This is a genomic window from Serratia sp. 25CWL12 (assembly GCF_055790885.1).
In genome coordinates this window covers 161,940-182,121 of sequence record NZ_CM147698.1, presented here as the reverse complement: position 1 = coordinate 182,121, position 20,182 = coordinate 161,940, and the positions used below count along the sequence as shown (strand labels likewise).

General features: G+C 49.7%; 24 protein-coding genes and 1 other RNA gene. 18 read left to right on the top strand and 7 right to left on the bottom strand.

Annotated features, from left to right (window positions below):
- Positions 1-38: 38 nt before the first annotated feature.
- The 3 genes from ACX9GV_RS00835 to uxaC form a co-directional block, all read right to left on the bottom strand.
- Positions 39-608, bottom strand: coding sequence for a YgjV family protein (locus ACX9GV_RS00835; protein WP_023489469.1), 570 nt, complete (start codon positions 606-608; stop codon positions 39-41).
- Between the two features lie 61 nt (positions 609-669).
- Positions 670-2,160, bottom strand: coding sequence for a UxaA family hydrolase (locus ACX9GV_RS00830; protein WP_473196709.1), 1,491 nt, complete (start codon positions 2,158-2,160; stop codon positions 670-672).
- A 20-nt stretch (positions 2,161-2,180) separates the two neighbouring features.
- Entirely contained in the window at positions 2,181-3,593 is a 1,413-nt protein-coding gene (gene uxaC / locus ACX9GV_RS00825; protein WP_473196708.1) for a glucuronate isomerase, read from the bottom strand.
- 396 nt (positions 3,594-3,989) lie between these two features.
- Here uxaC and ACX9GV_RS00820 point away from each other — a divergent pair, with 396 nt between their 5' ends.
- The 8 genes from ACX9GV_RS00820 (at position 3,990) to ACX9GV_RS00785 (ending at position 9,547) form a co-directional block, all read left to right on the top strand.
- Positions 3,990-5,288 (top strand): MFS transporter, encoded by a 1,299-nt coding sequence (locus ACX9GV_RS00820; protein ID WP_473196707.1) that lies wholly within the window; start codon positions 3,990-3,992, stop codon positions 5,286-5,288.
- 113 nt (positions 5,289-5,401) lie between these two features.
- A complete protein-coding gene (gene exuR / locus ACX9GV_RS00815) occupies positions 5,402-6,178 on the top strand; it encodes a transcriptional regulator ExuR (protein ID WP_473197944.1) in 777 nt (258 codons plus the stop codon).
- 265 nt (positions 6,179-6,443) lie between these two features.
- Positions 6,444-6,893 carry a hypothetical protein gene (locus ACX9GV_RS00810; RefSeq protein ID WP_473196706.1) on the top strand — a complete coding sequence of 150 codons (450 nt, stop codon included), beginning with the start codon at positions 6,444-6,446 and terminating at the stop codon, positions 6,891-6,893.
- Between the two features lie 146 nt (positions 6,894-7,039).
- On the top strand, positions 7,040-7,705 hold the full coding sequence (locus ACX9GV_RS00805; protein WP_023489313.1) for a DedA family protein: 666 nt from the start codon (positions 7,040-7,042) through the stop codon (positions 7,703-7,705).
- Positions 7,706-7,915: 210 nt separating this feature from the next.
- The gene (locus tag ACX9GV_RS00800) at positions 7,916-8,221 is read left to right on the top strand and encodes an ElaB/YgaM/YqjD family protein (protein WP_473196705.1); all 306 of its coding nucleotides are present in this window, start codon (positions 7,916-7,918) and stop codon (positions 8,219-8,221) included.
- A 2-nt stretch (positions 8,222-8,223) separates the two neighbouring features.
- Positions 8,224-8,643 carry a phage holin family protein gene (locus tag ACX9GV_RS00795; RefSeq protein WP_473196704.1) on the top strand — a complete coding sequence of 140 codons (420 nt, stop codon included), beginning with the start codon at positions 8,224-8,226 and terminating at the stop codon, positions 8,641-8,643.
- Positions 8,621-8,920 (top strand): YqjK-like family protein, encoded by a 300-nt coding sequence (locus ACX9GV_RS00790; protein ID WP_473196703.1) that lies wholly within the window; start codon positions 8,621-8,623, stop codon positions 8,918-8,920. The genes ACX9GV_RS00795 and ACX9GV_RS00790 overlap by 23 nt, the downstream gene beginning before the upstream one ends.
- A 231-nt stretch (positions 8,921-9,151) precedes the next feature.
- Positions 9,152-9,547, top strand: coding sequence for a DoxX family protein (locus tag ACX9GV_RS00785; RefSeq protein WP_473197943.1), 396 nt, complete (start codon positions 9,152-9,154; stop codon positions 9,545-9,547).
- Between the two features lie 201 nt (positions 9,548-9,748).
- On the opposite strand, the gene ACX9GV_RS00780 is transcribed toward ACX9GV_RS00785, so the two are convergent.
- Positions 9,749-10,654, bottom strand: coding sequence for a LysR family transcriptional regulator (locus ACX9GV_RS00780; protein WP_023489308.1), 906 nt, complete (start codon positions 10,652-10,654; stop codon positions 9,749-9,751).
- A gap of 107 nt (positions 10,655-10,761) precedes the next feature.
- On the opposite strand from ACX9GV_RS00780, the gene ACX9GV_RS00775 reads away from it, so the two are divergent.
- Entirely contained in the window at positions 10,762-11,463 is a 702-nt protein-coding gene (locus ACX9GV_RS00775; RefSeq protein WP_473196702.1) for a pirin family protein, read from the top strand.
- A gap of 87 nt (positions 11,464-11,550) precedes the next feature.
- On the opposite strand, the gene rnpB is transcribed toward ACX9GV_RS00775, so the two are convergent.
- Together rnpB and rsmI are read right to left on the bottom strand one after the other, a co-directional pair.
- An RNA gene (gene rnpB, locus ACX9GV_RS00770) (RNase P RNA component class A) lies at positions 11,551-11,928 on the bottom strand.
- 41 nt (positions 11,929-11,969) lie between these two features.
- On the bottom strand, positions 11,970-12,833 hold the full coding sequence (rsmI, locus tag ACX9GV_RS00765; RefSeq protein WP_023489306.1) for a 16S rRNA (cytidine(1402)-2'-O)-methyltransferase: 864 nt from the start codon (positions 12,831-12,833) through the stop codon (positions 11,970-11,972).
- A 62-nt stretch (positions 12,834-12,895) separates the two neighbouring features.
- On the opposite strand from rsmI, the gene ACX9GV_RS00760 reads away from it, so the two are divergent.
- From ACX9GV_RS00760 to cybC, 5 genes are all read left to right on the top strand, one after another.
- A complete protein-coding gene (locus tag ACX9GV_RS00760) occupies positions 12,896-14,890 on the top strand; it encodes a penicillin-binding protein activator (protein ID WP_473196701.1) in 1,995 nt (664 codons plus the stop codon).
- Positions 14,887-15,240, top strand: a complete 354-nt coding sequence (locus tag ACX9GV_RS00755) for a YraN family protein (protein WP_473197942.1) — start codon at positions 14,887-14,889, stop codon at positions 15,238-15,240. Before ACX9GV_RS00760 ends, ACX9GV_RS00755 begins: the two co-directional genes overlap by 4 nt.
- Before the next feature lie 145 nt (positions 15,241-15,385).
- Positions 15,386-15,976, top strand: coding sequence for a DnaA initiator-associating protein DiaA (gene diaA / locus ACX9GV_RS00750; protein ID WP_473196700.1), 591 nt, complete (start codon positions 15,386-15,388; stop codon positions 15,974-15,976).
- Positions 15,977-15,985: 9 nt separating this feature from the next.
- Complete coding sequence (gene dolP, locus ACX9GV_RS00745; protein ID WP_023489319.1) at positions 15,986-16,561, top strand: division/outer membrane stress-associated lipid-binding lipoprotein; 576 nt, start codon at positions 15,986-15,988, stop codon at positions 16,559-16,561.
- A gap of 81 nt (positions 16,562-16,642) precedes the next feature.
- Positions 16,643-17,029: a cytochrome b562 gene (gene cybC, locus ACX9GV_RS00740; protein WP_473196699.1), complete on the top strand. Its 387-nt coding sequence runs from the start codon at positions 16,643-16,645 to the stop codon at positions 17,027-17,029.
- Positions 17,030-17,203: 174 nt separating this feature from the next.
- On the opposite strand, the gene rnk is transcribed toward cybC, so the two are convergent.
- Positions 17,204-17,614 (bottom strand): nucleoside diphosphate kinase regulator, encoded by a 411-nt coding sequence (gene rnk, locus ACX9GV_RS00735; protein WP_023489321.1) that lies wholly within the window; start codon positions 17,612-17,614, stop codon positions 17,204-17,206.
- A 402-nt stretch (positions 17,615-18,016) separates the two neighbouring features.
- On the opposite strand from rnk, the gene ACX9GV_RS00730 reads away from it, so the two are divergent.
- The 4 genes from ACX9GV_RS00730 to ACX9GV_RS00715 all read left to right on the top strand — a co-directional run bounded on the left by ACX9GV_RS00730 (position 18,017) and on the right by ACX9GV_RS00715 (position 20,179).
- The gene (locus tag ACX9GV_RS00730; protein WP_473197941.1) at positions 18,017-18,352 is read left to right on the top strand and encodes a glycine dehydrogenase; all 336 of its coding nucleotides are present in this window, start codon (positions 18,017-18,019) and stop codon (positions 18,350-18,352) included.
- Positions 18,353-18,378: 26 nt separating this feature from the next.
- Positions 18,379-18,744, top strand: coding sequence for a glycine-rich SFCGS family protein (locus tag ACX9GV_RS00725; protein WP_037384149.1), 366 nt, complete (start codon positions 18,379-18,381; stop codon positions 18,742-18,744).
- Positions 18,744-19,040 carry a DUF4312 family protein gene (locus ACX9GV_RS00720; RefSeq protein WP_473197940.1) on the top strand — a complete coding sequence of 99 codons (297 nt, stop codon included), beginning with the start codon at positions 18,744-18,746 and terminating at the stop codon, positions 19,038-19,040. Before ACX9GV_RS00725 ends, ACX9GV_RS00720 begins: the two co-directional genes overlap by 1 nt.
- 362 nt (positions 19,041-19,402) lie before the next feature.
- Positions 19,403-20,179, top strand: a complete 777-nt coding sequence (locus tag ACX9GV_RS00715; RefSeq protein WP_037384152.1) for a DUF4311 domain-containing protein — start codon at positions 19,403-19,405, stop codon at positions 20,177-20,179.
- Positions 20,180-20,182 lie beyond the last annotated feature (3 nt).

Here is a 20,182-nt window from a genome sequence, read left to right as displayed (position 1 = left end):
GTCCCCCTTACCCTCTCCTTGCGAGAGGGTAAGACACTTCACGTACTCTCTGGTTTAACTGGCTGGCATTGCGCTGTCGGTAGCTCTTTTTCCACCGCAAAAGGATCGATGCCACGCAGTTGCAAGCGCCGAAAACGGATAATGTTAACAGCGTTGATCAACAGAAAACTCCCTTCAATCAGTGAACCGCCTATCGAGCCGAGCCAGATATTGTGTGTTAACCAACATGCGGTTGAACACCACAGTACACAACGGGTGGTCAAACCACGGGTGCGGAAGAGTGCCCAAGTGGTGATGGTGGTACCAAAGATAGGCAACAACTCGACCCAGTATTGAAAACGCCATAAACCGATAGACAGGGTCAGGATGATAAACAGCCACATCACCCACAAACTGCGAACCCGCATGGAGACCAGGTTGCGGCAGGCGCCGATCAGGGCGCTGGTCCCGGCGGCATTCACCCCCATCATAAAGAAATGGATACCGATAACTAGGCTGTAGCCTGACAGTTGCAACTTAAAACGCTGATCATTTCGATTGAAAAAGCTGGTGATACCGACAAAAAAAGCCAGCACACCGACTGCCTGGGCAAACCAATAAAACGTCATGAATGGATCCTGAGAGGGGAAGGGGTAAAACAAAATAACGTTTTATTTTACCCCTGATACTTTACAGCGTCACTCCACTTTTAAAAATAGCCAGTTCGCGGAAGTCATTCACTTCGTTACATGTCGGTTTACCATCAGCAATGGCGACAATTAAATCGATAAACTGCGTCAGCAGTTGCGCCATCGGCACGCCATGGATCAAGCGGCCAGCATCAAAATCGATCCAATGCGGTTTTTTAGCCGCCAACTCCGAATTGGTGGACAATTTCACCGTTGGAACAAAACCACCGTAGGGTGTTCCTCGTCCGGTAGTGAATAACACCATATGGCAACCCGCCCCCGCCAGCGCGCTGGTAGCCACCGCATCATTACCGGGTGCACTCAACAGGTTCAGCCCTGGCCGATGCAGACGTTCACCATACTTTAAAACATCCACAACCTCACTTTGCCCCGCTTTTTGGGTACAACCCAATGACTTCTCTTCCAGCGTGGTGATGCCACCGGCTTTGTTACCCGGTGAAGGGTTCTCGTAAATCGGCTGGTCATGCGCAATAAAGTACTGTTTGAAATCGTTAACCATGGCAACGGTTTTTTCAAAAGTCACCGCATCCTGACAACGGCTCATCAGTATCCGCTCGGCACCAAACATTTCCGGCACCTCGGTCAGTACCGTGGTGCCACCGTTAGCGATCACATAGTCAGAAAAACAGCCCAGTAATGGATTGGCGGTGATCCCCGATAACCCATCAGAGCCACCGCATTCCAAACCAAACTTCAGCTCACTGAGTTTGCCTGGCTGGCGATGATCATCTCGCATGGTCTGGTATAACGCCTGTAGAGAGGCCAAACCAGCTTCAACTTCATCATCCTGCTGTTGGCAGACCATAAAACTCACGCGCTGCGGGTCAAAATCACCCAGCGTACTGCGGAAAATATCTACCTGGTTATTCTCACAACCTAAACCAATCACCAATACCGCACCTGCATTGGGATGACGCACCATATTCTGCAACATGGTGCGGGTATTATCATGATCCTGCCCAAGTTGAGAGCAACCGAACGGATGGCTGAATAGATACACACCGTCAATACCAGGTGCTCCTTCGGTCACTTTCAGAAAACGCTGCAGGATGTGACGTGCAGTACCGTTGACGCAGCCTACCGTCGGGATGATCCACAGTTCGTTACGGATCCCAACCTCACCATTGCTACGCCGATAGAGTTGTACTTCACGATCAGCCGCTTGCTGCGGTAACGTCTGGAATTCCGGCTGATATTGATAGCTATCCAGATCACTCAGGTTGGTTTTGATATTTTGCGAATGGATATGCTCACCCGGTGCAATAGCAGCCAACGCATGACCAATCGGTAAACCGTACTTGATAACCCTCTCCCCCACAGCAATCGGTTCAAGGGCAAACTTGTGCCCTCGAGCCACCTCCTGCAGCAAGGTAATCGTCTGGTCATCCCATGTTAGTCTTTCACCAGTAGCCAAATCACGTAGCGCTACCGCCACATTATCTTTTGCATGAATCTTTATAATGCTTTGCATAAACCAACCTTGAGTTCTAACTAGCCCAATTCGATAGCGAAATAGCGTTTAGCGTTGTCGAAGCAGATGTTTTTCACCATGTCCCCCAGCAACACCATATCTGCTGGCGCTTCGCCATCAACCACCCAACGGCCAATCATCTGGCACAGAATACGACGGAAGTATTCATGCCGCGTATAAGAAAGGAAACTACGGCTATCCGTTAACATGCCGACAAAACGGCTAAGCAAGCCAAGTTGAGCCAACTGAGTCATCTGACGCTGCATACCGTCTTTCTGATCGTTAAACCACCAGCCAGAACCAAATTGCATCTTGCCTGGCATCCCTTCCCCCTGGAAGTTACCGATCATGGTACTGAGCACTTCGTTATCACCCGGGTTGAGGCAGTAAAGGATGGTCTTCGGCAAGGTTCCTTGTTTGGCCTGAGCATCGAGTAAACGTGACAGCGGTTCGGCCACCGGTTGATCGTTAATGGAATCAAAGCCAATATCTGGGCCAATGTGGTTAAACATCCGGCTGTTATTATTGCGCAGCGCACCAATGTGATACTGCTGCACCCACTCACGGCGCTGATATTCTGTCGCCAGGAACAGCAGGACCGCCGTCTTGAACTGGGCAACTTGTGACGCTGTTGGCTGTTTGCCACTCAAGCGTTGCGCCAAAATACTATCCAGTGTGGTTTCATCGGCCTCGCCATAAACCACCACATCCAGCGCGTGATCGGAAATCTTGCAACCATGTGCAGCAAAGTGGTCCATCCGTTTTTTCAATGCATCGCAGAGATCGCTAAAGCGGGTAATTGAGGTATCCGCAGCGGCTTCGAGCTTTTGCATATAATCATTAAACCCGGCAGATTCAATGTTAAAGGCTTTATCAGGTCGCCAGCTTGGCAACACCTTGATAGCAAAACTGCTGTCAGCCGCAATGGCTTTATGGTGCCGCAGATCATCGATCGGATCATCCGTGGTACCCACCATTTTCACCTTCATCTGCTGCATAATGCCGCGAGCACGAAAAGTATCCTGCTCCAACAACTGGTTACCGCGCTGCCAAATTTCATCCGCAGTAGTAGGGGAAAGGAGTTTACCGGTGATCCCGAATGGACGGCGCAATTCCAGATGGGTCCAGTGGTACAGTGGATTGCCAATGGTATGCGGCACGGTTGCTGCCCAGGCATCAAATTTCTCACGGTCAGAAGCATCACCGGTACACAGACGTTCTGCGACACCATTAGTACGCATAGCACGCCATTTATAGTGGTCCCCCTTCAGCCAAATATCGTACATATTCTGAAAACGGGTGTTTTCGGCTATCTGCTGCGGTGGCAGATGGCAGTGATAGTCAAAAATAGGTTGCTCCGCAGCATAGTCGTGGTACAGGCGACGGGCAAATTCACTGTCTAGCAAAAAATCATCACTCAAAAACGTGGCCATATCGGGCTCCTCACCTTGTGTCCTATCTAGTATCGCTGTCATTCCAAAAAGATATTATACCAATTTAATGAAGCACCCCGCACCATATTGACTTGGTTTATACCTTTTCATCGCACCAAAGCCCATTTCGCGGGAAATTCATCGTTAATTTAGTGCCATATGATGCGTTTTATTATTACTTAATAAAATAACGCCTTTTGTGATATCACTCAACTTTCAAAGTTGTATGACAAGTTATTGTGACACCATCCTGCTAAGGGCTTTTGGCAATTCACTATCCCAATGCGCAGGCAGTGCCAGTAAAGGAATATCGGCAACAGGATGAAAGGGAATTACCACCGCACAACCGCCACAGGTTAGCCAGTGGCAGGAACTCAAAACTGGGAGAGATTTGGGATGCGTAAAATTAAAGGGTTACGCTGGTATATGATCGGATTGGTGACTGTTGGCACCGTGCTCGGTTATCTAACACGCAATGCGATGTCCGTCGCAGCACCTACATTAGAAGGCTCGTTGGGGATTACTACCCAGCAATATTCTTATATTGTCGCCGCTTATTCGGCCTGTTATACCGTTATGCAGCCTGTGGCAGGTTATATCCTTGACCTGCTCGGCACGAAAATCGGTTATGCCATGTTTGCCATCCTGTGGGCCATCTTCTGTATGGCCACCGCACTGGCGAATAGCTGGGGCGGTCTAGCCCTGGCTCGCGGTGCAGTCGGTATGGCCGAAGCTGCAATGATACCTGCCGGCTTAAAAGCCAGTAGTGAATGGTTCCCAGCCAAAGAACGTTCTATCGCCGTCGGTTACTTCAACCTCGGTTCATCTATCGGCGCTATGCTGGCGCCACCGTTGGTGGTCTGGGCCATTGTGGTATACAGCTGGGAAATGGCATTTGTCATCATCGGTATCCTGAGCCTGATCTGGGCTATCTGCTGGCTGATCTTCTACAAACACCCTAAAGACCAGAAGAAACTCTCTAATAAAGAGCGTGACTATATTCTGGAAGGGCAAGAAGCGCATCATCAGACCACTAACGCCAAAAAGATGTCTGCCTGGCAGATCCTGCGCAACCGTCAGTTCTGGGGTATTGCTTTACCACGTTTCCTGGCAGAACCCGCCTGGGGCACCTTTAACGCCTGGATCCCATTATTCATGTTTAAAGCTTATGGCTTTAATCTGAAAGAGATTGCCATGTTCGCCTGGATGCCAATGCTATTCGCCGATCTGGGTTGCGTTGTGGGGGGTTATCTGCCGCCATTCTTCCAAAAGCACTTTAAAGTCAACTTAATCGTCTCCCGTAAGCTCGTGGTGACTATGGGGGCAGTGCTGATGATTGGCCCTGGGCTGATTGGTCTGTTTACCAGCCCTTATGTCGCCATTGCGCTATTGTGCGTCGGTGGCTTTGCTCACCAATCCCTGTCTGGCGCACTGATTACCTTGTCTTCAGACGTGTTTGGCCGCAACGAAGTAGCCACCGCTAACGGTCTGACCGGTATGGCTGCCTGGACCGCGAGCACCCTATTTGCTCTGGTGGTTGGTGCGCTGGCCGATACATGGGGTTTCAGCCCACTATTCGCCGCCTTGTCTGTATTCGATATCCTGGGTGCCATCGTCATCTGGATCGTGTTGCAAAACCACTCAGTTGTGGAGTTGGAACAGGAACGACTAAAAATAATAGACAATTATAGTTAACCCTCCTGAAGCCCGGTCATCTGTACCGGGCTTTTCATTGGCAGCCATGGGGGTTAAGTGGTATAACAACCCTCATTACAGCCTATTTTCCTGCCTACCGCCGAGTATTCATGATGGAATTCACTGAAACCAGACGCCTTTATCAGCAGTTAGCCGCCGAACTCAAGCGACGCATTGAAGGAGGGGTTTATTCAGTGGGTGATAAATTGCCAGCCGAACGTTATATCGCTGAAGAGATGAATGTGAGCCGCACCGTGGTGCGTGAGGCCATCATCATGTTGGAAGTGGAAGGTTATGTCGAAGTACGTAAAGGTTCTGGGATCCATGTCATTTCCAACCAACAGAAGAATCTGGTGGGGAGTAGCGACAGTCTCGAATTTGCCACTGCCGGGCCTTTTGAACTGCTACAGGCGCGCCAGTTAATCGAAAGTAACATTGCCGAATTCGCCGCGACCCAAGTCACCAAGCAGGATATCGTCCTGTTGATGGAGATCCAGGAACAAGCGCGCCAGGAAGACCGCTTCCGCGATTCGTTATGGGATCTTAAATTTCACGTTCAAGTGGCCCAAGCGACCCAGAACACCGCCATGGCGACCATTGTAGAAAAAATGTGGGCTCAGCGTGTCAGCAACCCTTACTGGCTCAAACTGCATGAACACATCGACGCACGCTCGATTGCCAGTTGGTGTGACGACCACGATGAAATTCTCAAAGCCCTGATCCGCAAAGACCCCCATGGAGCCAAACTGGCAATGTGGCAGCACTTGGAAAACACCAAGCAGATGCTATTTAACGCAACAACAGATGACTTTGAGTACAATGCAGACCGCTACTTGTTTGCAGAGAACCCGGTGATCCATCTCGATACTCTGGCAACCGGTAGCAAATAGTCTTTATTTTTGTCTGCTATTCAAGCTCCCCTATACCGTGAATAACGACAGGTATAAGGTCATCCAAGAGTAATGCATGGGGCTTCAGTGTCAGGTTTTGTAAAAACGGCTGAATCGATCCCAGATTCCCTTACTTTCGTGTCATATTACGCCGCTTTCAACATAGATTTCCCTGTTGCCAATCGTGCTATTTTGGTAAAGTGAGACCACTTTTTTATCTGTGGATACTGGGGCGGAACGCGAATAGATGCACGGGTTGTTTGCCATGCTGATTGTACTTTTTTGTTGGGCCGATTCGGCTACCGGCCAAACATCTCATGCAACTAAAACCACCGGTATCGTTGCCTCGCTCAGTGCTACAATCGCTGATGAGCACCCCGGGATTTCAGCTTCTGAACATCATGTTGAGCTTGATCGTCCATCCAGTGATTTGCGCCGTAAGCCCCTTAGCCAGAGACCGCAACTGTTGCTCCGGGTACATACCTACGCTAATTCACTGCTCGCTTCTTCCTGGTTGGTTCCGGCCTATACTTTAACAACAGAAACTCCAGAGCCAATCGGTGGTATGCGTCAACAATGGCGGCCAGTTCCCCCTATTGCCCAACGACTTCAACAGATCAACTGGATGCTGCACTCACCAGCGCAACAAAACAGAGTCGGCGGTTGGAAAGAAAGTAACATACTCTACCGTGGCTCACTGACTTATGATTCGTGAGCGGGTGTTGCCCCAAAAGAAGTGAAGTAAAGAATAACGCAGCCCTGTCTCATTATTTTCAGTAGTTATAGGCTTTCGCGATCATCTTGTTTACCGCCGCCCAACTGCTGAACGAAAACAAACAATGACGTTTTTAGGAACACCGGATGGAAATTATTAAGCAATTGTTGCATGCATTATGGCAACAAGACTTTGAAATGTTGGCTAACCCCTCGTTAGTCTGGACACTTTATGTCTTGCTGTTTCTTATTTTATTTCTGGAAAATGGCCTGCTACCCGCCGCCTTTCTACCGGGTGACAGTCTGTTGATCCTGGTGGGAGTGCTGGTCGCCAAAGGGACCATGAACTTCCCCGTCACTATCTTGATTCTGACGACGGCAGCCAGCCTGGGGTGCTGGCTCAGTTATATACAAGGCCGATGGCTGGGTAACACACGTATTGTGCAAAACTGGCTTTCACACTTGCCAGCACATTACCACCAGCGCGCTCACCAATTGTTTTATCGTCATGGCCTGTCAGCACTGCTGATTGGCCGTTTCCTGGCGTTTGTGCGTACCTTGTTACCGACTATCGCCGGTTTGTCCGGTTTAAGTAATGTTCGTTTTCAGTTCTTCAACTGGGTTAGCGGATTGCTGTGGGTATTGATCCTGGTTTCTGTGGGTTTTAGCTTGGGGAACACCGCCGTGTTCCATCAATATGAAGAGAAACTGATGTCCGGGCTGATGATGTTGCCAGTAGTGCTGCTGGTGCTTGGATTTTTCGGTTCCTTGGTGATGCTATGGCGTAAGAAGCGCGCTAATAAGCAAAAGTAACGCGCGTAACAAGCAGAGGGGGAACATACGCGAGTATGCCCCTCTTTGTGGTATCAGAGCGTTGATATCAGGAACAGTAACCCACTCCGCCCTCTGTAACGAGTCCATTACGATAGATATAGTCACAATTGTGGGCTACATCCCTTTGCTCTCCCCCATAAATCAGCTATGTTGAAGCTCTGTCTCAGTTAATCTTAAGGAGTCGTTATCATGGCACAAGATCCACATGCAGAAAGTTTACGCGCCGAACTGAAGTCGTTGGCCGATACACTGGAAGAAGTACTCAATAGCTCCTCCGACAAATCGAAAGCTGAGCTCGAAAAACTCCGTGCCAAAGCAGAAAACGCACTGAAAGATAGCCGCGCTCACCTCAGCGATGCGGGTGATAAATTAGTCCACCAAACCAAACAGATTGCTGGTCACGCTGATGAGTATGTGCGTGGCAATCCGTGGGCTGGTGTAGGCATCGGTGCTGCAGTTGGCGTGGTGTTAGGCGTTCTGCTCGCGCGCCGCTGATTATGGCAAATATTCCACAATCTCGTGAACAGGGCCCCGCTAAAGGGGTTCTGGATATTGCGCAACGTATTCTTACCATCTTGGTCAGGATAGTGGAAACGCGAGTCAAGCTGGCTGTTATCGAATTAGAAGAGGAGAAAGCCAACCTCGTCCAGTTACTGATGATGGCCGGGATCACCTTGCTGTTTACCGCCTTTGGGCTAATGAGCCTATTGCTGCTGATCTTCTGGGCAGTCGATCCGGCTTACCGTCTGATTGCACTGGGCACCACCACGGCTGCTTTACTGTTCCTGGCAATCGTGGTGGGCATCTGGACATTAAACAAGGCTCGCCGTTCAACCCTACTAGGGGCAACACGCAAGCAATTAGAACTCGACCGTTCGGCATTGGAGGGGGAACATGAATCACCGCCAATACCGTGAATGGCAAAAAGAGCAATTGTTACTGCAGATCCAGCTACAGCGGCTGGATCTGGCTGCCAGTAAAACCCTATGGCTGGAAAAAACCGCCCCCATCGATCACGGCTGGCAGGTGGTATATGGCCTACGTAAATATATCGCCATCGGCTCCACAATTTTTACGTTTTACAGCCTGCGACACCCCAACAAGCTGATGCGTTGGTCACGACGAGCATTGAGCTTATGGGGAACATTCCGCTTAATGCGTAAAAGTTATCGGGCATTACGCGTAAAGGATTAAGCGCCGAGTATGCACTCAAATGGCAGCACCGCTAGGACCATCACTATGGGCATCCCCCATCTGGCTGCTTTAAACACCGCCGACATACTCATTTTTTTTGAAAGAAAACGCCAATAATTATTACTAACAACCTAAACCATCCCCGTTTAACATTCACTCCACTAATCCGTTTTGGCTAAGAACAGCCATAATAATGCAATAACAGCCAAGATTGGCTTTTTGGAGTTAATGATGAAAAAATTAGAAGATACAGGTTTATTGGTTGCTCGTATTCTGATGCCTATCCTGTTTATTGTTGCTGGTTACGGCAAAATGGGTGATGCCTATGCCGGTACGCAAGCCTACATGCAAGCAATGGGAGTGCCTGGCTTTTTACTGCCACTGACCATCCTGCTGGAATTAGGCGGCGGTTTGGCTATTCTGTTCGGCTTCCTGACCCGCACGGTGGCGCTATTCACCGCTGGTTTCACTATTCTCAGCGCCTTTATCTTCCACTCTCAGTTTTCTGAAGGCGTCCACCAACTGATGTTTATGAAAAACTTGAGCATTGCTGGCGGTTTTATCGTTCTGGCAATCGTCGGCCCAGGCTGTTTCAGTATTGACCGCCTGCTGAACAAAAAGTGGTAATTTTAACAATCTATACTCAAAATAATTCGTGTTGCTTGTAGGCGGCAAGCACTGGAATCCCCAGGAGCATAGTCCACTATGTGACTGGGGTGACAGAGCACAGCCAACACCCAAGCAACTTGAAGAATGAAGAGTATAAATGAGTTCAAGTTGCAGCTTACCTTCCTGCAACTTGAATTACTTAAGGCATAAAAGTAGAGATTACTGCTTTTCCTGCCGGGCAAACAGACGCGGGATCTCACGCAGAAACCAGGATTTAGCCTCCCCCATGTTGTCACGCCGCCAGGCCATGATGATGTCCACTTCCCTTTTGTATTCAGGCCCCACCACTCGCAAACGCCCCTGTTCAATATCTTGTTCCACCATAGGATAGGGCATGGTGGCCACTCCCAGCCCGGCCAGTAAAGCTCGGCGTTTATCTTCAATGCTACTCACGGTCAAACGCTGCTGTTTATCCAGTAATTGCACCGTCAATACTGGCCTTTCCCGCGCGGTATCCGCCACGGCGATCCCACGGTATTTGACGCGGGTAAGTTCTGATAACGGTTCAGGCTCTTGATGGATCGGATGATCCGGTGCCGCCACATAGACACTCATGACTTTATACAATTTGCGCGTGTTAATCTCAGAAGAGGCGCGAAAGTGAATATCCGGTGCAATAACGATATCCGCACGCCCTTGATCCAAACGCTCCCAAGCCCCAGCCAATACTTCAGTAAGAATCGAAACCTGAGTATCCGCTTTCAACGCCAGCTTATCGAGCAATGGAAACAATTTAGCAGCCGGTGACAACGTTTCGCTGACAATGGTGATATGGGTTTCCCAGCCCCGAGATAGCGCCTCTGCATCGGTGGTCAGTTTATCCGCTGCCTCAAGCAAGATACGGCCACGCTCAAGTAACATTCTACCGACATTAGTAAATTTGGTGCGATGACCTGAACGGTCAAACAGGACCACATCAAGCTCTTCCTCCAATTTCTGCATGGTATAGCTCAATGCAGAAGGCACCCGCCCCAGCTCATCGGCAGCAGCAGCAAAACTGCCTCGGCGGTCAATCGCATCCATGACCCTCAACGCTTCTAGTGTTAACGCACGCTCTCTGGCCATCGAATCTCTCTTTCAGGAAATTTGAATATGCCTACCAGATTAACTGGCTAACAATCTGCCGTCCAGATGCTTACCCTATAAACCATCAATTTAAAGAGTCGATTGCCATGATAATCCGTAGAACAGCACAACAATGTGGGCAAGCTGACTTTGGTTGGCTACAAGCGCGTTATACCTTCTCTTTTGGTCATTACTTTGATCCCAAACTGATGGGATACGGTTCACTGCGGGTACTCAACCAGGAAGTCTTAGCACCAGGAGCCTCATGCCAACCACGCACCTATCCTAATGTGGATATTCTGAGCCTGATTTTGCAAGGTGAAATCGAATACCGGGACAATGACGGCCATACTATCCGGGCTGGAGTGGGCGAAGCGCTGTTGCTGGCGACTCACCCGGGGCTAAGTTATAGCGCTCGGAATATCAGTAACACCTCCCCCTTGACCCAAATGCACCTGTGGTTAGATGCCTGCCCGACACGCAGCAACCAGCAGGTACAGCGTCTGAAGCTGCCAACGCAACCTCATGCGTTACTGGCCTCACCCGATGGTGAACAAGGCAGCCTGCAACTACGGCAACAGCTCTGGATACATCATCTGGAGCTACAGCCTGGGGAACAGAAGACAGTGGCGCTCAATGGAACACGCGCTTACCTGCAATCAATCAACGGCTCGGCAACGGTAAGTGACGAACATCACCCTAGCCAACCTATCAACTGTGGGGATGGCGCATTTATCCGCGAAGAGAAACAGCTGACCATCCAGGCGGTTACACCACTACGTATGCTATTGATTGATTTGCTGGCGTAGCGATATCGCGAGTTGGGGAAGTTGGGGAATATATATATAAAGAAAGAAAAACCCCGTATGGCGAATACCACACGGGGTTATCTGTATAACGAAAGTTGACCGATAAGCCGGGTTCTGTCGTGGACAATCATTCATCTAGGCCAGCAATCGCTCACTGGCTCAAGCAGCCTACCCGGGTTCAGTACGGGCCGTACCATGCGAACCCCTATTTGGCCTTGCTCCGGGTGGAGTTTACCGTGCCACGAACTGTTGCCAGCCGCGCGGTGCGCTCTTACCGCACCCTTTCACCCTTACCTGATCCCGCTTGCGCGGGCCATCGGCGGTTTGCTCTCTGTTGCACTGGTCGTAGGCTTGCGCCCCCCAGGCGTTACCTGGCACCCTGCCCTATGGAGCCCGGACTTTCCTCCCCTTTACTCGTCTCCCCGAAGGGGACGGCAATAAAGCGGCGATTGTCTAGTCAACTCCGGCGCGGATAGTAGCGTGGCGGTTACAGCAGGTCAAATGTTTTACTTTTCCTGATGTTCCAACCCATGCTTATACAACGCATTTTTTTTCACCCCATGGATCTCTGCCGCTAATGCTGCTGCCTTCTTCAAGGGTAACTCCTGTTGCAACAAGGCCAAGGTCCGCAGCGCTTCAGGGGGTAAGCTCTCCTCTTGCACTTTGTGCCCCTCGACAATCAGCACCATTTCCCCACGGTGACGCATTTCATCTTCCTGGACCCATGCCAATAACGCTCCCACCGGGGCGCCGTAAATGGATTCCCAGGTTTTAGTCAGTTCGCGAGCCAACACCACATAGCGTTGCGGCCCCCACACAGTGACCATATCTTGCAAACTGTCCAATAAACGGTGGGTCGATTCATAGAAAATCAGTGTCCGTGGTTCGGTCGCCAATGCCAGCAAAGTATCCTTGCGACCTTTGGTTTTAGCTGGCAGGAAACCTTCATAACAAAAACGATCAGAGGCGACACCGGCTGCGCAAAGTGCAGTAATCGCTGCACAAGGACCCGGCAAGGGAACCACACGCACCCCCGCTTCACGGCAGCGACGCACCAGGTGATAGCCGGGGTCATTAATCAGTGGTGTGCCAGCATCGCAAACTAATGCTATGCTCTGCCCTTCCTGCAATTTGACCAGCAGTTGATCCGCTTTCTGTTGTTCGTTATGGTCATGTAGCGCAAACAACCGCGCGCTAATAGCAAAGTGTTGCAACAGCAATCCGGTATGACGCGTATCTTCTGCCGCAATCAAATCAACGCTTTTCAGTACCTCCAGGGCTCGATAAGTGATATCACCCAGGTTACCGATAGGGGTAGGTACCACATACAGCGTTGATGCAGAAATAACTGATTGTTGGTGTTGATTCATTGTCTCATCCGGATTGCCGATTTAATATTGAGCATCTTGAAAAGAACATCACTGGATACAGTATGCTTTCCTCAACGTTCGTTCGTTCCAAAGTAGGGCGTGTAATACCTGCGATGCTGGTAGCCCTCCTATTAGCTGGTTGTCCTAGCCGAGCACCGCAAACTCCGCCTGCCAATATTCAGGGCGAAGCGAGAGCCAGTGCCTATTATTACCTGCAACAGTTGCAACAAAGCACTGATGATAACAAGGCTGACTGGCAATTACTTGCTATTCGCGCGTTAATTCGCGAAGGCAATCTGCCACAAGCCACCCAGCAACTGAATACCTTGCCGCACGACATGACAAGTCTACAGCAACGAGAACGACTATTACTGAACGCCGAATTACAAGTCGCCGGCAAAGATTATGCCTCTGCCCGAGAGACTCTGAGTCATGTTGATAGCAGTATGCTGTCATCTAATCAGTTGGTGCGCCTCTATCAGGCTCAGATCACCGCTCACCAGGGGCAAGCCTCATTAGCGTTAATCCGCACCTATATTGCTCTGCAACCCTTACTGAAGGGTCCGGCATATCAGGATAACCTGGATAAAACCTGGCAGACATTAGTGGCGCTGAAACCAACAGAGCTCAACAGTCTGGTGATTAATGCCGATGAAAACGTGCTGCAAGGCTGGTTGGATCTGCTGCATATCTATCAGGATAACCGACAGGATCCTGAACTACTGAAAGCCGGGATCAAAGACTGGCAAAATCGTTATCCACAAAACCCGGCCGCAACAAGCCTGCCAACCCAGTTAAGCCATGTGCAGAGTTTTACTCAAGCTTCCGCTTCACATATCGCCTTGCTGTTGCCCTTGAACGGCCAAGCTAAAGTGTTTGCTGATGCTATCCAGCAAGGCTTTGTCGCAGCCCAAAGTGGCGTAACACTCGCCATGCAGGTCCAGACTCAAGCACCAACCAATAATCCTGATCAGGCGGCTATCGGTAGCAACACCGAAAGTGCTGTTTCGCCTGCAACAGAGGCGGAAAATACAGCCCCGGTGACTGCGGTGGAAACCGCCACAGCGGTTCCCACCCCAATGACTATCAGTAGTCAGGTAAAAGTTTACGATACTACCAGCCAGCCTTTACCCGCTTTACTGGCTAAGGCGCAGCAGGAAGGGGCAACTCTGGTGGTCGGTCCATTGCTGAAAACCGATGTAGAACAACTTACTGGCACACCGACCCCGCTCAACGTACTGGCTCTCAATCAACCAGAGCAACCCAAAGATAATCCCAATATCTGTTACTTTGCCTTGTCTCCTGAAGACGAAGCCCGTGATGCTGCACACCATATTTGGGAACAACAGAAGCGCCAACCCTTGTTGTTGCTCCCTCGTGGCGCATTTGGTGTCCGTATTGCCAAAGCCTTCGCCGAGGAGTGGCAGAAACTGGGGGGGCAAACCGTACTGCGGCAAGAGATCGGTTCGGCTGGTGAATTGCGCCAGATGGTCAATGGGGGTGGTATCCGCATGAGTGGTACCCCCGTCACCGTATCAGCACCAGCAGAACAGTCTGTTACCATTGCAGGTCTGACTATCCCTGCTCAACCCAGCGAGACCTCAACAACCATCGGTGGAGGGATTGATGCGGTTTATATTGTTGCAGGGCAAAATCAACTAGCCCTGATTAAGCCGTTGATCGATATGACCACCAACTCTCGCAGCAAACCGGCTATATTTGCCAGCTCGCGTAGTTATCAAGCAGGTGCTGGCCCGGATTTCCGGCTGGAAATGGAAGGAGTGCAGTTCAGCGATATTCCTTTATTGGCCGGTGTCAATCCACAGTTGCAACAGCAAGTCAGCCGACAACTCCGCAACGACTATTCTCTGGTGCGCCTCTATGCCATGGGGATGGATGCTTGGGCATTGGCCAACCACTTTGCTGAAATGCGCCAATTGCCTGGATTCCAGGTGGCCGGGGCCACCGGTGTGCTATCATCCTCACAAAATTGTGTGATAAACAGGAAACTGACTTGGCTGCAATACCGTCAAGGCTCGGTCGTACCGGTCTCCTGAGTCAACGCGCCAAGGGGGCGGGCTATGAACTACAAGCCCGCCATTATCTTGAACGCGCGGGATTGACCTTCACGGCGGCCAATGTCGTGATAAGAGGTGGTGAACTCGACCTGATTATGCGTGATGGTCAAACTTGGGTGTTTGTTGAAGTACGCTACCGGCGCAATGCGGCTTTTGGCGATGCGGCCAGTAGCGTAACTTACCGTAAACAACAACGTTTGCTGCATGCTGCGGCTGTTTGGCTGGCCAAACGAGGTGCCAGTTTTGACACATCACCTTGCCGTTTTGATGTTTTAGCCATTACTGATAACCAATTAGAGTGGATACCTAATGCCTTCAACGCAGATTAATCATGGTATGACTGATGCCAACCATTCTGGCTCACATGACTCATAAATACTCGTCGTCATTCGAGCGGTAACCAGCGACCAGCAAGTTGAATGAACCTGGGTATAATAGCCTGATAAACCAGGCACTTATATGGATTAATACAACGTGTTAGATAGAATCAAAGCTTGTTTTACCGAAAGTATCCAAACCCAGATTGCAGCGGCAGAAGCCTTGCCTGATGCCATATCCTGTGCAGCAATGACCATGGTGCAATCACTGCTTGATGGTAACAAGATTCTGTGTTGTGGCAATGGTGCCTCGGCGGCCAATGCTCAACATTTTGCTGCCAGTATGATTAACCGTTTTGAAAGTGAGCGTCCCAGCTTGCCTGCCATTGCATTAAATGCCGACAGCGTAGTGCTAACAGCAATTACTAATGACCGCCTGCATGATGAGGTCTATGCCAAACAGGTACGCGCTCTGGGCAACACCGGTGACGTCTTGCTGGCCATTTCTACCCGGGGCAATAGCCGTGATATTGTGAAGGCGGTTGAAGCTGCAGTAACGCGGGATATGACCATTATTGCGCTTACCGGTTACGATGGGGGTGAGTTGGCGGGTTTACTGGGTCAGCAGGATGTGGAAATACGTATTCCCTCTCACCGTAGCGCGCGTATTCAAGAGATGCATATGCTTACCGTAAACTGCCTATGTGACCTGATCGATAATACATTGTTCCCCCACCAGGATGATTAAGGAGCAGAAATGAAGCTAAAAGCCACATTTGTGGTGCTGTTAAGCACTTTGTTGTTACAAGGTTGTATCGCTGGCGTCGTTGCCGGTGGTGCCGCTGTTGCAACCAAAACGGCGACCGACCCACGTAGCGTAGGAACACAGGTAGACGACACCACATTGGCAGCCCGGATCGAGAATGCCGTGCGCAAAGATCAACAACTGAAAAAAGAAGCCCGCGTCGTCGCTACGGCCTACCAAGGCAAGGTTTTGTTGACAGGTCAGGCCCCTAATACCGAACTCGCCACCCGTGCCAAGCAAATCGCCCTTGGCGTTGAAGGTGCCACTGCCATCTATAATGAAATCCGCCAAGGGACGCCGGTCGGTTTGGGTACCGCGTCTTCAGATGCCTGGATTTCCACCAAAGTTCGCTCAGAGCTGTTAACCAGTGATTCGGTCAAATCCTCCAATGTGAAAGTGACCACCGAAAATGGCGAAGTTTTTCTGTTAGGGCTGGTGACACAGAAAGAGGGACAATCTGCGGCGAAAATTGCCAGCCAGGTTAGTGGGGTAAAGCATGTCACCACCGCTTTTACCTACGTGAAGTAAACAAAAAGTGAGAAAAGCAAACCTGCAGACTACAATTGGTAGTTAAACTGGGTTCAAATACCACAACAACGGAAGGTGAATATGAAAAAGACATTTAAAGTAATGACGGCACTGACGCTACTGGCTGCCAGTTCTTGGGCGATTTCTGCCGACTTGGAAACAAGTATGGGAGCGCTCGCGGCCAATTACAAAATCGTATTAAAAACTGACTCTATCGATACCTTCAAGATGAGCCTGCAAAAAATGCATCAGGCTGCCATAGATTCTCAGCAAGGTACCCCAGCAAAACTGGCAGGCAAAGATAAGAACAGCCCTGAAATGCAACAATTCCGCGAAGGGATGTCAACCCTGACATCACAGATTGAACAAGCCATGGCGCTGGCGAATGAAGGCAAATTGGAAGAAGCACGCAAAGTAGCGCAAGAGTTTAAACAGACCCGCGATGTCAACCACAAGAAATTCCGCTAATCGATAGGCGGTGATGAGCTACGCTCAAAACGATTCGAGTAAAACAATTCAAGTTGCTTGTCAGCAAGCAACTTGAAGAATGAAGCGTAGAGATCTTATGAAGGGCAGACTGAAAAGTCTGCCCTTGCGCTTTAGAAGCCAGGAAAAGCGATTAACTGCGAAGCTATTGACACCTTAGCGGTGATATTCGCCCGCTGCTTCCGGTTGATACAGCAGCTCCAACACCTCAATCTGCGCTTCCTCACCGTTTGGCAATGTCCAACTGATCTGTTTGCCAACATGCATGCCTAACAGCGCCGCGCCCAACGGGGCCATTACCGACAGTTGTTGGTTGCTGTCTTTGAGGGAAGCCGGATAGACCAGCGTGCGCACATGTTCCTCCGAGGTATGTAAATCCCGAAAACGCACACAACTGTTCATGGTGACGACATAGGGCGGAATTTGCGATGGCGGCACAATATCAGCACGATCCAGTTCAGCATTCAGTGCAACTGCAACATCAGTGTTAGCAAAAGCTGGCTGTGCCAGCAGTGTATCCAGACGTTCCGCATCCAGCTCATTAATGGTAATGGTTGGTTTGCTCATTCCACTCTCCAGTCCAATCAAAAGGCGCCCTTCTCGCGCTCATAAATTCGGAAAAACAACACAAAGCAACACCCCCGCACTTTTAGGCGCGGGGGTGTTGGAAATGCTGACTTATCTTGATGATAGTAGGCCTTAATGGCAAGAAAAGAAAGAGATCTCGATCACGAAGCCTAGGCGATAATTTCCGCAGCGGCTAACGCCCTGCCATGGCACTGAAATACCACACAAAATAATCCTCTCCCCCTGGTTTTGAGAAACCGATCCCCGGCTGCCACTTAATTTCCAGTTCGAACTGGAAAAAAACGGACTACACAATAAATTCTCCTGCGGTTAGGGTAAAGGCATCAAAAAAAGCATCTGTCCAGATCAATATCCAGAGGTGACTGAAAAGTGAATGAAGGGATAGCTTCGGTAAATAAAATAGCACAGGTTGATATTAGCAAGGCCTCAGCAATAACCACGCAGGTATTGGCTGATATCAGCACCATGCTGAATGCAAATAATATTTACACCAATGCAGTACAACAGCAAATGCTGGAGTCACATATCCGTGCGATGGTATTGCGCTCAATAACCGGTGAACCATTACCTGAAGTTGATAAATCACTGTTTGATGAAATATCTGCTGAATCAATGCAACTAGCAGAACAGGTGGTGGACAAATTCCCCACCTTACCGATAGAGGAAGCGTATCTACTTTCTGTCCATTTTGAAGTAGCTAAAGATAATAACCAATAAATATCGTTTAATCAGGAGAATACACCATGACACAAATCACAGTAGTTATCGGCGACCGTCTGGGTAAAGGGCAAAAAGTAGGCCTGGGCATCGAAAATGCGGGGGCCAAAGCCATCGTAATCCCTGGCATGGCGGCAGATATGAAACTGGGTGATGTGATGAAAGCAGAAAACGCCCAGTTGGGTATTTCTTTCTGTGGTAGTGGCGGAGCCGGAGCCATTACTGCCCAGAATAAATATGGCTATAAAGCGAAATATGGTATGCGCTCTGTTGAAGAAGGTGTCACGGCAATTAATGAGGGATATAACGTATTAGGCTTTGGCTTTATGGATAAAGAGGAGTTAGGCCAGCGCCTGGTAGAAGCCTATATCAAAAAATATGGCAATGCATGATGAAAGAGCTCTACACAACGTCAGTAAAGGTAGAGGGAAAAGGCGATACTAAAGCAAAAGCCTTTGCCTCTGCGTTAGCGAATGTGCAGGGTGCGATTTTAAAATCCACCAATAATATTCTGCTGCGCATTGAGCCGCAGGACGTCAGCATATTAAAAGCGGAAGAAAAAATAACCAAAGAAAAATTTCTTTTCTTCTTTCTACCGCGTGAAAGGAAAAGCTATAGCGTTTCTTTGGAAATAACCGTGACTGTCACCATCATCAATACGGAACAGGTGGTCTTTGTCACAAAATAAAAACGTTACTCCCCTAATTTTTTAAGTTATGAGCCATTGACACCACTTATAAGTTCCAGGGGATATATACACAAAATAATTCGAGTTGCTTGTAGGCGGCAACTGAGCAAAAAATCGGTCAGGAACCCATTTGAACAGCGCTTACGCTGGTCCTCAGGGTGAACCTCATGGATAAGGTTCATTAATCCCTAGGAGCATAGATAACTATGTGACTAGGGTGAACAACCAATCTGCGCGAAGCAGATTTGAACGCCGCTGGCGGCAGCCCTGTAAGGGGTGAGTCTCATGGATGAAGCGAGTAACCGCAGCCGACGCCCAGGCAGCTTGAAGAATAAAGTGTATAACATAAAAAGGGTATTATGATGTTTCTAATCATCTTATTTAAGTCGATTATTATCGGCGGGCTGGTAGGTGTCGGCGTAGGAGCCGGTGCCGCACGTATGTTCCATGCTCCGACGACACAGGGTATGGGTGCTTTCCGCACCTTGGGTGAGCTGAACTCCTGCGAAGGAGACCCTGCATCTCACTTCTCTTTTGGTCTTGGTTTCTTCTTCAACGCCTGGGCATCGTCTGTGGCGGCGGGTGCCTTCACGCAGGATGTTGACCACCGCATTATTCCCAACTGGGGTGCCGCGGCCTTGATGATCAAGAACCGTAATGTGGCAGAAACACTGCACGACCCGAAAAAAATGGCCATTGCCTGCGGCATTATTGGCATTTTGGTGGTGGCGTTCCTCAACACCACGGCTTCGGCAGTCCCTGCCGCTTTGCAGGTCACCGCAATCAAAGTTTTGGTGCCTGCGGCTAACCTGCTGGTCAATACCGTAATGCCGGTGATCTTCTGGCTGGCGGCCATCGAAGCCGGTAAACGCTCGGGTTTCTGGGGCACTATTTTCGGTGGTTTGGCACAGTTAATCATGGGTAATGCCGTTCCCGGCCTGGTGTTAGGGATCCTGATCGGTAAAGGTGTGGAAGAAAGCGGCTGGAATAAAGTGACCAAAATCATGATGGCGGTGATTGTCCTGCTGTTCGTGCTGAGCGGTTTCTTCCGTGGCTTTGATATCAAACTGCTGCAATCCTTCAGTCTGGGCATCCCTGGCTGGCTGGACGCCATTCACAATACCCTGAGCGGTAAATAAGGA

What these genes read in the sequence shown, in the direction of transcription:
- ACX9GV_RS00810 (WP_473196706.1), top strand. Translation starts at nt 6,444, where the DNA reads ATGCTGATTGTACTTTTTTGTTGGGCCGATTCGGCTACCGGCCAAACA.
- ACX9GV_RS00820 (WP_473196707.1), top strand. Translation starts at nt 3,990, where the DNA reads ATGCGTAAAATTAAAGGGTTACGCTGGTATATGATCGGATTGGTGACT.
- ACX9GV_RS00725 (WP_037384149.1), top strand. Translation starts at nt 18,379, where the DNA reads ATGACACAAATCACAGTAGTTATCGGCGACCGTCTGGGTAAAGGGCAA.
- rsmI (WP_023489306.1), bottom strand. Translation starts at nt 12,833, where the DNA reads ATGAATCAACACCAACAATCAGTTATTTCTGCATCAACGCTGTATGTG.
- ACX9GV_RS00720 (WP_473197940.1), top strand. Translation starts at nt 18,744, where the DNA reads ATGAAAGAGCTCTACACAACGTCAGTAAAGGTAGAGGGAAAAGGCGAT.
- uxaC (WP_473196708.1), bottom strand. Translation starts at nt 3,593, where the DNA reads ATGGCCACGTTTTTGAGTGATGATTTTTTGCTAGACAGTGAATTTGCC.
- ACX9GV_RS00775 (WP_473196702.1), top strand. Translation starts at nt 10,762, where the DNA reads ATGATAATCCGTAGAACAGCACAACAATGTGGGCAAGCTGACTTTGGT.
- ACX9GV_RS00805 (WP_023489313.1), top strand. Translation starts at nt 7,040, where the DNA reads ATGGAAATTATTAAGCAATTGTTGCATGCATTATGGCAACAAGACTTT.
- rnk (WP_023489321.1), bottom strand. Translation starts at nt 17,614, where the DNA reads ATGAGCAAACCAACCATTACCATTAATGAGCTGGATGCGGAACGTCTG.
- ACX9GV_RS00780 (WP_023489308.1), bottom strand. Translation starts at nt 10,654, where the DNA reads ATGGCCAGAGAGCGTGCGTTAACACTAGAAGCGTTGAGGGTCATGGAT.
- dolP (WP_023489319.1), top strand. Translation starts at nt 15,986, where the DNA reads ATGAAGCTAAAAGCCACATTTGTGGTGCTGTTAAGCACTTTGTTGTTA.
- ACX9GV_RS00790 (WP_473196703.1), top strand. Translation starts at nt 8,621, where the DNA reads ATGAATCACCGCCAATACCGTGAATGGCAAAAAGAGCAATTGTTACTG.
- ACX9GV_RS00830 (WP_473196709.1), bottom strand. Translation starts at nt 2,160, where the DNA reads ATGCAAAGCATTATAAAGATTCATGCAAAAGATAATGTGGCGGTAGCG.
- ACX9GV_RS00715 (WP_037384152.1), top strand. Translation starts at nt 19,403, where the DNA reads ATGTTTCTAATCATCTTATTTAAGTCGATTATTATCGGCGGGCTGGTA.
- cybC (WP_473196699.1), top strand. Translation starts at nt 16,643, where the DNA reads ATGAAAAAGACATTTAAAGTAATGACGGCACTGACGCTACTGGCTGCC.
- ACX9GV_RS00800 (WP_473196705.1), top strand. Translation starts at nt 7,916, where the DNA reads ATGGCACAAGATCCACATGCAGAAAGTTTACGCGCCGAACTGAAGTCG.
- exuR (WP_473197944.1), top strand. Translation starts at nt 5,402, where the DNA reads ATGGAATTCACTGAAACCAGACGCCTTTATCAGCAGTTAGCCGCCGAA.
- ACX9GV_RS00760 (WP_473196701.1), top strand. Translation starts at nt 12,896, where the DNA reads ATGCTTTCCTCAACGTTCGTTCGTTCCAAAGTAGGGCGTGTAATACCT.
- ACX9GV_RS00835 (WP_023489469.1), bottom strand. Translation starts at nt 608, where the DNA reads ATGACGTTTTATTGGTTTGCCCAGGCAGTCGGTGTGCTGGCTTTTTTT.
- ACX9GV_RS00785 (WP_473197943.1), top strand. Translation starts at nt 9,152, where the DNA reads ATGAAAAAATTAGAAGATACAGGTTTATTGGTTGCTCGTATTCTGATG.
- ACX9GV_RS00795 (WP_473196704.1), top strand. Translation starts at nt 8,224, where the DNA reads ATGGCAAATATTCCACAATCTCGTGAACAGGGCCCCGCTAAAGGGGTT.